Origin of the sequence: Lysobacter antibioticus, assembly GCF_000731095.1 — a bacterium.
Taxonomy (GTDB): domain Bacteria; phylum Pseudomonadota; class Gammaproteobacteria; order Xanthomonadales; family Xanthomonadaceae; genus Lysobacter; species Lysobacter antibioticus_B.
Genome location: NZ_JMTZ01000014.1, coordinates 163,280 through 176,521, shown reverse-complemented (window position 1 = coordinate 176,521; position 13,242 = coordinate 163,280). Strand labels below are relative to the sequence as shown.

At 66.8% G+C, this 13,242-nt stretch carries 11 protein-coding genes; 7 read left to right on the top strand and 4 right to left on the bottom strand.

The features are described from left to right. The first annotated feature begins 4 nt into the window (after nt 1-4). From EX88_RS0106200 to EX88_RS0106185, 4 genes are all read left to right on the top strand, one after another. Nucleotides 5-1,231, top strand: coding sequence for an ABC transporter permease (locus tag EX88_RS0106200; protein WP_031371133.1), 1,227 nt, complete (start codon nt 5-7; stop codon nt 1,229-1,231). Nucleotides 1,232-1,380: 149 nt separating this feature from the next. Further along, nucleotides 1,381-3,258, top strand: a complete 1,878-nt coding sequence (locus EX88_RS0106195) for a DUF885 domain-containing protein (RefSeq protein WP_081930658.1) — start codon at nt 1,381-1,383, stop codon at nt 3,256-3,258. Nucleotides 3,259-3,529: 271 nt separating this feature from the next. Beyond that, entirely contained in the window at nt 3,530-4,885 is a 1,356-nt protein-coding gene (locus EX88_RS0106190) for a sigma-54-dependent transcriptional regulator (RefSeq protein ID WP_031371131.1), read from the top strand. A 9-nt stretch (nt 4,886-4,894) separates the two neighbouring features. After that, nucleotides 4,895-6,202 (top strand): sensor histidine kinase, encoded by a 1,308-nt coding sequence (locus EX88_RS0106185; protein ID WP_051884600.1) that lies wholly within the window; start codon nt 4,895-4,897, stop codon nt 6,200-6,202. Here the strand turns inward: EX88_RS0106185 and EX88_RS25780 are convergent. Beyond that, a complete protein-coding gene (locus EX88_RS25780; RefSeq protein WP_152566120.1) occupies nt 6,150-6,542 on the bottom strand; it encodes a hypothetical protein in 393 nt (130 codons plus the stop codon). The two genes, EX88_RS0106185 and EX88_RS25780, sit on opposite strands and share 53 nt — an antisense overlap. Nucleotides 6,543-6,779: 237 nt before the next feature. On the opposite strand from EX88_RS25780, the gene EX88_RS0106180 reads away from it, so the two are divergent. Beyond that, nucleotides 6,780-7,565 carry a hypothetical protein gene (locus EX88_RS0106180; RefSeq protein ID WP_031371129.1) on the top strand — a complete coding sequence of 262 codons (786 nt, stop codon included), beginning with the start codon at nt 6,780-6,782 and terminating at the stop codon, nt 7,563-7,565. 224 nt (nt 7,566-7,789) lie between these two features. Here EX88_RS0106180 and glmU read toward each other — a convergent pair whose 3' ends face one another. Beyond that, nucleotides 7,790-9,154: a bifunctional UDP-N-acetylglucosamine diphosphorylase/glucosamine-1-phosphate N-acetyltransferase GlmU gene (glmU, locus tag EX88_RS0106175; RefSeq protein ID WP_031371128.1), complete on the bottom strand. Its 1,365-nt coding sequence runs from the start codon at nt 9,152-9,154 to the stop codon at nt 7,790-7,792. An 87-nt stretch (nt 9,155-9,241) separates the two neighbouring features. On the opposite strand from glmU, the gene EX88_RS0106170 reads away from it, so the two are divergent. Continuing rightward, nucleotides 9,242-10,843: a glycosyltransferase 87 family protein gene (locus EX88_RS0106170; protein WP_031371127.1), complete on the top strand. Its 1,602-nt coding sequence runs from the start codon at nt 9,242-9,244 to the stop codon at nt 10,841-10,843. Here the strand turns inward: EX88_RS0106170 and EX88_RS0106165 are convergent. Next, the gene (locus tag EX88_RS0106165; protein WP_031371126.1) at nt 10,809-11,732 is read right to left on the bottom strand and encodes a glycosyltransferase; all 924 of its coding nucleotides are present in this window, start codon (nt 11,730-11,732) and stop codon (nt 10,809-10,811) included. The two genes, EX88_RS0106170 and EX88_RS0106165, sit on opposite strands and share 35 nt — an antisense overlap. 146 nt (nt 11,733-11,878) lie before the next feature. Between EX88_RS0106165 and EX88_RS0106160 the strand changes: the two genes are divergently transcribed. Further along, nucleotides 11,879-12,262, top strand: coding sequence for a GtrA family protein (locus tag EX88_RS0106160; protein ID WP_031371125.1), 384 nt, complete (start codon nt 11,879-11,881; stop codon nt 12,260-12,262). A 463-nt stretch (nt 12,263-12,725) separates the two neighbouring features. Here the strand turns inward: EX88_RS0106160 and EX88_RS0106155 are convergent, their stop codons facing one another. Further along, on the bottom strand, nt 12,726-13,151 hold the full coding sequence (locus EX88_RS0106155) for a F0F1 ATP synthase subunit epsilon (RefSeq protein WP_031371124.1): 426 nt from the start codon (nt 13,149-13,151) through the stop codon (nt 12,726-12,728). Nucleotides 13,152-13,242: the final 91 nt, after the last annotated feature.

Below are 13,242 nucleotides of genomic sequence, written 5' to 3'. Positions count from 1 at the left end.
CGCCATGGATATCCGCCCCATCCTGTCCACCCTGCGCCGGCACAAGACCGCCGCCGCGCTGATCGTGTTCGAAGTCGCCTTGACCTGCGCGATCATCTGCAATGCGGTGTTCCTGATCGAAAACCGCATCGCCCGCATGCAGCGCCCCAGTGGCATGGTCGAGAACGAACTGATCCGGTTCTCGATCAGCGGCATCAACGAGAAAAACGGCGCCGATTCGTTGACCCAGTCGGACCTGGCCGTGCTGCGCTCGCTGCCAGGGGTCAAGGCAGCGACCGTGACCAACCAGGTACGCTACGGCAGTTCGTCGTGGAACACCGGGCTGGAGCTCAAGCGCGGGCAACCGGTGCCGACGGCCAACGCCACGACCTATCTCGGCGACGAGCAGTTTCTCAAGACCATGGGGCTCAAACTGGTCGCCGGCCGCGATTTCAACGCCGACGAAGTGCTCAGTTACCGCAAGATCCGCGAGCCGGGTTCGGACTATCCGATCGCTTCGGCGATCGTCACCCGCTCGCTGGCCGACGCGCTGTTCCCCGGCCAGGACCCGATCGGCAAGGTGTTCTACGGTTGGGGCGACTCGCCGACCCACGTGGTCGGCGTGGTCGAACACCTGCTGCGCCCGACCGAGCATTTCGGCCCGGCCAGCGCCGACTACTCGGTGATCTTCCCGATCCAGGTGGACTACAACAGCGGCATCTACCTGATCCGTACCGATCCGTCGCGGCGCCAGGAAGTGCTCAAGAGCGCCGCCGAAGCGCTGAGCAAGAACGGCCCGGTGCGCATCCTCGACATCGACAACGACACCCTGGAGAACATGAGCGACAAGTTCCATCAGACCGACCGCTCGATGGTCTGGCTGCTCGCTTCGGTCTGCATCGCCCTGCTGATCGTGACCGCGCTAGGCATCGTCGGCCTGGCCAGCTTCTGGGTGCAGCAACGGACCAAGCAGATCGGCGTGCGCCGCGCGCTCGGCGCCACCCGCGGCCAGATCCTGCGCTATTTCCAGACCGAGAACTTCCTGCTGACCAGCATCGGCATCGGCCTGGGCATGGCGCTGGCGTTCGCGATCAACCTGGCCCTGATGCGCTATTACGAACTGCCGCGCCTGCCCGGGTTTTATCTGCCGCTAGGCGCGCTGTGCCTGTGGCTGCTCGGGCAACTCGCGGTGTACGGCCCGGCCCGGCGCGCGGCGATGGTGCCGCCGGCGCTGGCGACGCGATCGGCCTGATCGCTCGCACCGCCAGGAAAATAAAATCGCTCGGCCGTGCCACCGATCCGCCCTTGGCCGTATCTGTAGATATCAACCCCGTCCGGGCACCGGACGGGACCGGGACTTCGCTTCCCGCCCCAACGTCATTCGCCACCACGGAGCCCACCATGACTCTTGCGTACCCCTATCGCCGCTCGCGCTCCGCGTTCCGTATCGCCGCGCTGTCGGCCGCGCTCGTCGGCGCGATCTGCCTGCCCGCCGCTCATGCCGCCGGCAACACCGCGACCGCCCGGGCCGCGACCGTCGCGCCGGCCGCGGCCAACGACGTCGCCGCACGCACGCGCCAGTTCAACGCCCTGGTCGACGAGCACTGGGAAGGCCTGATGCGCGAGTTGCCGGAGCAGGCCAGTTTCTTCGGCGACTATCGCTACAACGCGGCCTGGAGCGATTTCTCCCTCGCCGGCGCCAAGCGCCACAACGAAGCGACCCGCCGCTTGCTCGCCCGCCTCCAGGCGGTCGACAGCACCGGCTTCGCCGACAGCGATCTGCTCAATCACCGTCTGCTGGTGCGCTGGCTCGAAAACGACATCCAGGGCTACGAGCTCAAGACCAACCAGATGCCGCTGGACCAGTTCAACGGCACCCATCTGTTCCTGACCATCATGGTCAAGGCGTTCCCGTTCAACGACACCCAGCAGTACGACGACTACCTCGTCCGTCTGCGCGGGATTCCGCGCATCCTCGACCAGGTCACCGAGGTCGCCCGCCAGGGCGCCAAGGACGGCCTGATGCAGCCGCGCTACCTGCTCGACAAGGTCGCCGCGCAATGCAACGGCATCGCCGACGTCGCCGGCGAGGACAGCGTATTCGCCGCGTCGCTGAAGAAGTTTCCCGACAGCGTGCCGGCGGCAGAACGCGAGCGCCTGCGCAAGCAGATCCTCGAAGTCGTCGACCAGCAAATACGACCGGCCTATCGCCGCCTCGCCGAGTTCGTCGCCAAGGAATACGCGCCGCAAGGCCGCGAGCAATACGGCATCTGGTCGGTGCCGAACGGCGATGGCCTGTACCGCTATGCGATCGAACAGTTCACCTCCTCGTCGATGACGCCCGAGCAGATCCATCGCCTCGGCCTGAGCGAAGTCGAACGCATCGAACGCGCCCAAACCGAGATCGCCCGGCGCCTGGGCTATGCCGATCTGAAGACCGCGCGCAAGGCGATAGCGGCCGATCCTGCCCGCCACGCCCAATCGCGCGAACAGATTCTCGAGTTGTATCGCCAGTACATCGCGACCATGGAAAAGCGCTTGCCCGACCTGTTCGGCACCTTGCCGACCACCGCGGTGCAGGTGCAGGCGGTGGAAACCTGGCGCGAAAAAGAAGCCTCGTCGGCGCAGTACATGCCCGGCACGCCGGACGGCAAGCGCCCCGGTCTGATCACGGTCAACACCGGCGAGCCCGACAAGCGCCTGCTGACCACGGTCGAGGCCATCGCCTACCACGAAGGCGTGCCCGGTCATCACCTGCAATTGTCGGTCGCGCGTGGCCTGCCGGCCTTGCCGAAGTTCCGCACCCTGACCGGCCAGCTCGCCTACATCGAGGGCTGGGGGCTGTACTCGGAGGATCTCGGCAAGGAAGTCGGCCTCTACCAGGATCCGTACAGCGACTTCGGCCGCCTCTCGCAGGAACTGATCCGCGCCAACCGTCTCGTGCTCGATACCGGTGTGCATCACCAGCGCTGGAGCCGCGAGCAGATGGTGCAATGGATGCGCGACCACTCCGATATGGAAGACCCGATCATCCAGGCCGAAGCCGATCGCTACATCGCCTGGCCGGGCCAGGCCCTGGCCTACAAGATGGGGCAGTTGAAGATCCGCGAGTTGCGCGCCCGCGCCGAATCCAAGCTCGGCGCGCGCTTCGACGTCCGCGCCTTCCACGACCAGATCCTCGGCGGCGGCGCCTTGCCGTTACGCGAACTGGAAACACGGATCGATCGCTGGATCGCCTCGGTGCCGGCCGATGCGGCGCCGGCCAAGGTCGCGAAGTAAGCATCGCGCGGTAAACATCTGCAAGCGAACCCCGTCCCAGACGGACGACGGCCGGCCCCGCTCCTCTCGCGGCCATGCGAGAGGAGCCGGGGCGATCCGCGGCTCGCGGACTTGGCGTTTCCAAGGGCTGTCGCGATCGGCGCATGCCGAACATCGACGCCGCCGGCCGTTCCTCGCCGGCCCGACCTGCACCGCCGAGCCCGCGCCGTATACTGCGTCGACAACGAGTCGCCGCGATCCGGCGCCCGCTCCCGAACCACACGGATTCCTGATGCGCACGGTCCTGGTCATCGACGACAACCCGGCGGTCGGCACCGCGCTCGACCTGCTGTTCGGCCTGCGCGAGATCCGCGTGGTCACCGCTCAGTCGCCGGAGGAGGGCCTGGAACTGCTGACCCGCGAGGACATCGGCCTGGTCCTGCAGGACATGAACTTCACTGCCGACACCACCTCGGGCGAGGAAGGCGTGGCGCTGTTCCGCGCGATCCGCGCGCGCCATCCGGACCTGCCGATCATCCTGCTGACCGCGTGGACGCACCTGGACATCGCCGTCGACCTGGCCAAGGCCGGCGCCGCCGATTACCTGGCCAAGCCATGGGACGACCAGAAGCTGCTCGCCAGCGTCGAGAACCTGCTCGAACTCGGCGCCAGCACCCGCGAGGTGTCGCGCCTGCACGAACAGCGGCGCAAGCTGCAACGCGATCTCGAAGCGCGCTACGACCTGCGCGGGGTGGTGTTCGGTTCCGAACAACTGGCGCGGGTGATCGAGCTCGCCGGCCAGGTCGCGCGCGCCGACGTGCCCGTGCTCATCACCGGCCCCAACGGCGCCGGCAAGGAAAAGATCGCCGAGATCATCCAGGCCAATTCCTCGGTCAAGTCCGGCCCCTTCGTGACTCTGAACTGCGGCGCGCTGCCGACCGAACTGATCGAAGCCGAGCTGTTCGGCGCCGATGCCGGCGCCTACACCGGCGCCAACAAGATGCGCGAAGGCAAATTCGAGGCGGCCGACGGCGGCACCTTGTTCCTCGACGAAATCGGCAACCTGCCGCCGGCGGGGCAAATGAAGTTGTTGCGCGTGCTCGAAACCGGGCGCTTCGAACGGCTCGGCTCGAACCGCGAGCGCCAGGTCAAGGTACGGGTGATCAGCGCCACCAACGCCGACCTGCCGACGATGATCCGCGACGGCCGCTTCCGCGAAGACCTGTACTACCGCCTCAACACCATCCAGATCGATATTCCGCCGCTGGCCGAACGCCGCGACGACGTGCTGCCGTTGGCGCGGCATTTCCTGCGCGACAACGCGCTCGCCCAAGGCAAGCGCCTTAGCGAAGGGGCCGAGAGCGCGTTGTACGCGCATGCCTGGCCCGGCAACGTACGCGAACTGCGCAACACCTTGCAGCGCGCCGCCCTGCTCGCGCGCAGCGACAGCATCGGCGCGGCCGACCTCGGCCTGCCGGTCGCGCCGCCGCCGAGTGCGGCCAACGGCGGCGAAGAGCCCGACCGCATCGCCATCGAGGCCGCGCTCGAACGCGCGGGCGGCGTGCTCGCACAAGCCGCCGGCGAACTCGGCCTGTCGCGGCAGGCCTTGTACCGCCGCCTCGAACGGCTCGGCATCAAGCGCGACTGAGGTCCGATCATGCGCCGCCCTCCCCTGAGTCTGGTCTTCAGCGTCATTGCCCTGGCCTACCTCGCAGGCGGCGCGGCGCTGACCCTGTGGCTGTCGGACTACCTCGCCAATCGCTGGCTTGCCCTCGCCATCGTGGTGGCGGTGCTGGCGCCGCTGCTGATCTATCACGTCCATCGTGCCTTCGCGCCGATGAACTCGTTGTTCCGCGCCCTCGCCGGCTCGGTCGCCAGCTATCGCGACGGCGACTATTCGATCAGCTTCAACTGGACCGGCCAGGGCGATCTCGGCGACCTGGTCGCCAGCCACAATCGCCTCGGCGATGCCTTGCGCGAACAACGCCTGAGCCTGGTGCAACGCGAGCTGCTGCTCGACACCATGATCCAGAACACCCCGGTGGCGATGATGCTGGTCGACCCGACCCGACGCATCGTCCACGGCAATCTCGCCGCGCGCAAAATGCTCGGCGAAGGCCGGCGCCTGGAGGGCCAGAGTTTCGCCGACCTGTTGTCGCGCGCGCCCACGCCGATGCAGGAAGCCTTCGAGCGCGGCGGCGACGGCATGTTCTCGGTCGGGGATATCGAGAACGAAGAGATCTATCACCTCTCGCGCCGCATCTTCCGTCTCAACGGCCGCGCCCACGAACTCGTGCTGCTGCGTCAGCTCACCGCCGAGCTGCGGCGCCAGGAAGTGCAGACCTGGAAGAAGGTGATCCGGGTGATCAGCCACGAGCTCAACAACTCGCTGGCGCCGATCGCCTCGCTCGCCCACTCCGGCGCCGAGCTATTGCGCCGCGGCCAATACGAGCGTCTGCCGACCGCGTTGACCACGATCGAAGAACGCGCGCGCCATCTCGAAGGCTTCATCCGCGACTACGCGCGCTTCGCCAAGCTGCCCTCGCCGCGCCTGCAGCCGATCGAGTGGTCGCGCTTCGTCGAGCAACTGCGCAGCCAGGTCGATTTCGCCTACGACGGCGTGCAGGGCGAAGCGATCGCGCGGGTCGACGCCGCGCAACTCGAACAGAGCCTGATCAACCTGCTCAAGAACGCCCACGAATCCGGCTCCAAGCCCGAGGAAGTACGCCTGCAACTGCGCCGTGTGCAGGATGCCTGGCGCATCGACGTGCTCGACCGCGGCAGCGGCATGAACGACGCCGTGCTGTCCAACGCCTTGTTGCCGTTCTACTCGACCAAGCGCAACGGCACCGGCCTGGGCCTGGCCCTGGCGCGCGAGATCGCCGAGGCGCACGGCGGCCGCATCGCCCTGCTCAATCGCGAAGGCGGCGGCTTGTGCGTGTCGATGGTGTTGCCCGATTCTTGAGCCGCGGGTAGCGGCGATATCGGCCGAAGGCAGTCTTGCGGCCGGAGTCTGCAATCGCACTCCGTCCAGGCACGCAACCGACCCTGTTGCGGATCGACCCTGCCGCTTCGCAATCCACATCGCTGCCGCCGTCGGCTTCGCCGCGCACCTGCTTCATCGAAGCGGCGCAACCGAAGATCGTGACCGCAGTCATCGCGGCTTCGACGATCATGTCGCGAACATCGACCGAAGCCGCATCGACGCGATCGACGCCGGCTGGGCGTTCATCCCGACCCTCGGCAATCGCATTCTCGCGCACGCCTCGCATGGCGGAGGAAGTTCGCGATATCGCTTCGCTCACGGTTCGCGTTCGAGCCGACGCATAAGATCGATGTAGGGGAGCGGCCCTCGCGTTCGTTTCTAGACAGGACGCGCCTGAAACCCGAACGACGCAGGACACGTGCGCCCGCAAAAACCGAAGAAAATTCCAAACAACCGAACAGGAGATTCGCCAATGCTTAGCAAATCTACGCTTCTGGCTGCTGGTCTAATCGCATTTCTCGCAAGCTTCGGAGCTTGCGCGCGCAACGTCGTATTTTTGAACAATCCATCGCCGCAGGACGTGAAGGACGTCGGTCACTACCGGGTCAAGAGTACCGGCCAGCCGTTCTTCTCCGATCTCGTGTTGTTCGCCGCCAACATCAACGGCAGCACGCCCAACACGCCCGTGCTGTACTACAACACGGAGATGAGCGCGATCCTGAAGGACAATATCGACGCCGTCCGCCAATTGCAGGACGCCGGGATCAAGGTCCAGATCTCTTATCTGGGCAACCATCAGAACGCGGGCTGGTCGTGCAACATGACCGCCAAGACTGCGACCCGCCTCGGCAACGCGATGGTGACCGACGTGGTGAAGTACGGCCTCGACGGCATCAACGTCGACGACGAATACTCCAGTTGCTCGGGCAGCGCGAGCTCGTTCTATTCGGTGCTCAAGGCGATCCGCAGCAACCCGTACTTTTCCGGCAAGACCCTGAGCAAGGCGCTGTGGTCCGACTCGCAGTACTTCCGCTCGCCCAACAACGCCGCCAACCAGCTGACCGAAGGCTATGAAATGACCTACGGCGGCAGCGTCAGCTATCTGACGCCGTACGTCGGCTACGGCATGAGCAAGTCCAGCCTGTTCCTCGGCATCTCGCCGGAGTTCAGCTCGGCGTCGCAGGCGCACACCATCGCCCAGAACGTCGCCAACGGCGGCTACCAGGGCGTGATGATCTGGGCGCCGAACGCGTTCCTCGACAGGACCGCAGCCGCGCAGTACTACACCGAAATCGCCAAGGCGCAGATCGGCGCCACCGAGTCGGTGGAATACGTTCCCTGATCGATACCGCAGCGGCGTGACATGGCGCTGAAGTCTCTGGATCCCCGCCTTCGCGGGGATGACGGCTTGGAAAGCCGCCGCAAAATCCACCTGCCGTCATCCCCGCGCAGGCGGGGATCCAAGGCTTAATCCAAACAGGTCTCTGAAGTCACCGCACCCCGCTTTCGCGCAATTGCCGGCATCGCGGCGCGCCACAAAGCGCGCCGCGCTGCGTTTGCGACCGCTTACTTCTTCTTGACCGGCCGCTTCCAGCCTTCCACCGTCGACTGGCGCGCGCGCGCTACGGTCAGTTCTCCCGGCGGCGCCAGGCGCGTGATCACCGAGCCGGCGGCGATCGTCGCGTCCTTGCCGACGGTGACCGGCGCCACCAGCGACGTATTGGAACCGATGAAGGCACCGTCCTCGATCGTGGTGGTCGACTTGTTGACGCCGTCGTAGTTGCAGGTGATGGTGCCCGCGCCGACGTTGACGCCCGCGCCGATCAGCGCGTCGCCGAGGTAGGTCAGGTGATTGGCCTTGCTGCCGACACCCAAGGTGAGGTTCTTGGTTTCGACGAAGTTGCCGACGTGAGCGCCGTCGGCGAGCACGGTGCCCGGACGCAAACGCGCATAGGGACCGATCTGGGCCGCGCCCTCCACCACCACGCCGTCGAGATCGCAATGCGCGCGCACCAGGGTGCCGGCGCCGAGCTTGACGTCCTTGAGCCGGCAGAACGGTCCGATGCGCACGCCGTCGCCCAGTTCGACCTTGCCCTCCAGGATCACGTCGACGTCGATCTCGACGTCCTGGCCCACCCGGACTTCGCCGCGCAGATCGAAACGCGAGGGATCGGCCAGGCGCGCGCCCTGCAGGCAGACCGCGCGCGCCGCGCGCCACTGGTAGGCGCGCTCGAGTTGCGCGAGCTGCCAGGCGTCGTTGGCGCCTTCGACTTCGATCGGGTCGGCGACATGCACCATCTCGGCCGGGCTGTATTCGGACGCGGCCGCGGCGAACACGTCGGTCAGGTAATACTCGCCCTGCGCGTTGTCGTTGCCGAGGCGGTCGAGCCAGCGGCGCAGCGGCTCGCCGTCGGCGACGAGGATGCCGGTGTTGACGGTGCGGATCTCGCGCTGCTCCTCGTCGGCGTCCTTGTGTTCGACGATGCGGCCGACGCGGCCTTCGGGATCGCGGACGATGCGGCCGTAGCCGGTCGGGTCGTCCAGATCGGCGACCAGCACCGAGATGCGGCCCGGTGCGGCGAGCAGACGCTGCAGGGTCTCGGGGGTGATCAGGGCGACGTCGCCGTACAGCACCAGCACTCGCGCATCCTGCGGCACCCCGGGCATCGCCTGCTGCACCGCATGACCGGTGCCGAGGCGCTGCTGCTGCTCGGCCCAATGCAGGTCGTCCTGGCCTTCGAAGGCCGCACGCACCTGTTCGCCGCCATGGCCGTAGACCACGTGGATGCCGGCCGGACGCAGCGCCCGCGCGGTCTCGATCACGTGCGCCAGCATCGGCCGGCCGGCGATCTTCTGCAGCACCTTGGCGGTGGCCGACTTCATCCGCTTGCCCTCGCCCGCGGCGAGGATGACGATATGCAATTGATTCATCGAATCGTGAGCCATGGATTTCGGGTTCCTCGACGCGCACTCCGCGTCCGGGCCGAATCTTAGCAACTGCCTTGACGAGGATTCTGCATGCCCGCTGAGCGCGTTTCCTGGCGACCGACCGCCCTGGCCGCCCTGTTCTTCACCTTGCTCGCGGCGCTCGTGCAACGCCAGGACGCAAACTGGGACCTGCGTAACTATCATTTGTACACGCCGCTGGCCTGGCTCGACGGACGCCTGGGCTACGACATCGCCGCGGCACAGATGCAGACCTGGCACAACCCGATCGCCGACCTGCCCTTCGCCCTGTTGGTGCGGGGCGGCGCCAGCGGCTGGCTGATCATGCTGTGGCTGGCCCTGCCGAGCTTCATCGCCCTGCTGTTCGGCCTGCGCCTGCTCGACGCGCTGATGCCGGCGCAGCGCAGCCGGCTGCGCACCTGGATGGCGGGCCTGGTCGCGATCACCGGTGCGGCGGTGTATCCCGGCACCGCGGCGACCTTCAACGATCACATCGTCGGCGCCTTCGTGCTGGCGGCCTTGTGGTGGGCGGTCGATTCGTTCCGGCGCCGCGACGCCTGGGCGACCTGGCTGCCGGTCGGCCTGCTGGCCGGCATCGCCGCCGGCCTCAAGCTCACCGCCGTGATGTACTGCCTGGGCTTCATCGCCATGGCACTGTGCGCGGGGCCGCTGAAGCAACTGCCGGCGCGCCTGATCGCGCTGGCGATCGGCGGCGCGGTCGGCGCGGCCCTGAGCTGGGGGCCGTGGGGTTGGTACCTGTGGGAGCATCACGGCAATCCGCTGTTCCCCTATTTCAATCATTGGTTCCATTCGCCCGATGCGCTGTTCAGCGAGCGCCGCGACCTGCGCTTCCTGCCGAAGACCGCGCTCGATGCGCTGAACGTGCCGGTGCGCCTGCTGCGCAAGAGCAACGATTTCTCCGAAGCCTCACTCGCCGATGCGCGCCTGCTGCTCGGCTTGTGCGCACTCGCGGCTTGGCTGTGGCTGCGCGGCAAGCGCGGCGCCGCAGCGGCGAGCGCATCGTCTGTCGCTGCCGATGGTTCCGACCAACGGGAAGCCGCCGCGCCGTACTGGCCGCTGCTGGCCTTCGTTCTGGTCGGCTACTGCTTTTGGCTCGGCGTCTACAGCATCTATCGCTATCTCTATCCGCTCGAACTGTTGTTCTCGGTGCTCATCGTCGGCGTGATCTCGGTCGCATTCGCGCGACGTTGGTCGCGCACCGCGCTGGTGATCGGCGCGCTGTTGGTCATCGCACCGACCAAGCATCCGGGTTGGGGACGCGACCCGTTCCGCAGCCCGATGATCTCGGTCGAGTTTCCCGCGTTGCCCCCCGACAGCCTGGTAGTGACCAGCACCGAGACGCCGATCGGGCATGCGGTCGCGTTCCTGCCGCGCGGCGTGCCGGCGCTGGCGATACGCAACAACTTCATGGACCCGCAGCAATGCACCCGGCTACAGGCGCGCGTGGAAAGCCGGATCGCCGGCCATGAGGGATCGTTGTGGCTGTTGCGCCCGGTCGAAGTCGACACGGTCGCGGCCGAACGCATGAGCCTGTACGGCTTGCGCGTCGATGGCGCCTGCCGCCGCGTCGCCGACAGCCTGGCCGAGATCGAACTGTGCCCGCTCGCGCGGACGCCGTTCACTCCGATCTGTAGCGCACCACCTGGTCGGTGATCAGGCGCAGGATCTCGTTCGAGCGCCGGTTGACGGTGTCGAGGATCAGCCCGGTCGCGAGCAGGATGAACGCGGTCAGGGCCAGGGCCGCGGCGAGCACCGCGGTCGAGGGATGAGTGACCGCGCCGCTGAGAGTGTATTCGTGGACGACGAAGGCGCCGAAGCCCAGGCTCGCCAACCCCGCGATCAAGGCGGCGACGCCGAAGAACAGCAGCGGCCGCAGATCCTTGAACAGGAAACCGATCGTGCGCATCACGCGGAAGCCGTCGCGGAAGGTATTGAGCTTGGACTCGCTGCCTTCCGGGCGCACGCCGTAGGGCACGGTGCGTTCGCTGAGTACGAAGGCGTGGGCCATCGCGAACACGGTCATCTCGGTCTCGATCTCGAAACCGCGCGACAGCACCGGCATCGATTTGACGAAACGGCGCGAGAAGGCGCGATAGCCCGACAGCACGTCGCGCACCGGCTGTCCGAACAGACGGCCGATGCTCCAGCGCACCAGGCGATTGCCGAAGCCATGAAAGCGCCGGAACGAACCGCTGTCGTGGCTTTCCAGGCGCGTGCCGACGACCATGTCGGCGCGGCCCTCGAGGATGTCCTCGATCAGCATCGCGGCGCGATCGGCCGGGTAGGTATCGTCGCCGTCGACCATCAGATAGACGTCGGCCTCGACCTCGCGGAACATCGCCCGCACCACGTTGCCCTTGCCCTTCGCAGGCACGCGATGGACCCGGGCGCCGGCGGCGCGCGCGATCGCCGCGGTGTCGTCGGTGCTGGCGTTGTCGAACACCCAGACCTCGGCGTCGGGCAGGACGCGACGGAAGTCGGCGACGACCTTGGCCACCGTGCGGGCTTCGTTGTAGCAGGGGATGAGTACTGCGCTGCGCAAACCGCCGCTCCCGTCGTGCCGGCTGGTGATGGGCGCGATGGTACAGGGTCGCTTGGCTAGAATGCGCGCATGACCGCCGCCCCGCCCGCTTCCGTCGAGCTCGCCCCCGCCGAGATCGTCCCCGCCCTCGCGGCCGAGGCCGGCGCATGAGCCTGACCCGCCAGGGCCGCAATTACCTGATCTTCGGCGCGCTGCAGTACCTGATCGACTGGGGCGTCATGGTCGGCCTCAGCCACCTCGGCATGCCGGTCGAAGCCGCGAACCTGGCCGGCCGCATCAGCGGCGCCCTGATCGGCTTCTGGCTCAACGGCCGTTTCACCTTCGCCAGCGAAGACACCCGGGTCGGCCGGCGCCAGTTCGGGCGCTTCGTCATGCTCTGGATCGGAACCACCATCGTCAGCACCTGGGCGGTCAGCACGGTGGACAGCCACGCCGGCCTGCAATGGACCTGGCTCGCCAAGCCGGTCATCGAAGTGTTTCTCGGCGGCGTCGGCTTCCTGGTCTCTCGCCACTGGGTGTATAGGCGTTGAGAGGAAGGCGTTGAGAGGCAGACGCTGAGGGGCCGGAGCTGAAGAACCGCCGCTGACGAACCGACGTTGAGAGGCCATCGCTGAGTTCGGTGGCGCCGCAGCGACGGCGGCGAACCGCGCCTGTCTGCTACCGTCATCCCCGCGCAGGCGGGGATCCAGGGCCCCCATCGCAGTACAGTTCTGAAGTCTGTGGATTCCCGCCTTCGCGGGAATGACGGTAGGTGCTAGCGCTACATCTCTATCCCGTCGTCATCCCTGCGAAAGCGGGGATCCAGGGCTTCACCCAGACATGACTCTGAAGTCTCTGGATGTTCGGGCTCCGAAGTAGAGCCCGCCTTCGCAGGACGACGGTCCGAAAGTACCCAAGCACATCGCCGCCACTCGATCCCGAAACGAAAAACGCCGGCGCGAGGCCGGCGTTTTCGTTGCAGCGATGACCTGCTGCGCAATCGCGAAGCAAGACTCAGTGCTTGATGTTCTTGCGCAGACGCTCCAGCGCCTGCAGCTGCGCCATCGCTTCGGCGAGCTTGGACTGCGCTTCGGCGACGTCCATCTGCGGGCCGCGGTTGGCGAGCATGCGCTCGGCCTCTTCCTTGGCGGCGCGCACGGCGGCTTCGTCGATGTCCTGGGCGCGGATCGCGGTGTCGGCCAGCACGGTCACGACCTGCGGCTGCACTTCCAGGATGCCGCCGGAGACCGCGAAATCCAGCTGCTCGCCGTTCGGCAGGGTCACCACGACCTTGCCCGGCTTCAAGCGCGTGATCAGCGGCGCGTGGCGCGGTGCGATACCGAGTTCGCCGATCTCGCCGGTGGCGACGAGCAGCGTCGCCTCGCCGTGGAAGATCTCTTCCTCGGCGCTGACGATGTCGCAACGGAACGTAGTGGCCATATCTTTCTCGCTTTGCTCGTTCGACGGGAATCGAGAATGGGGAATGGGGAGTCGTCTAAAGCCGAAGCAACGGCCGACGTTCCGCTCTTAC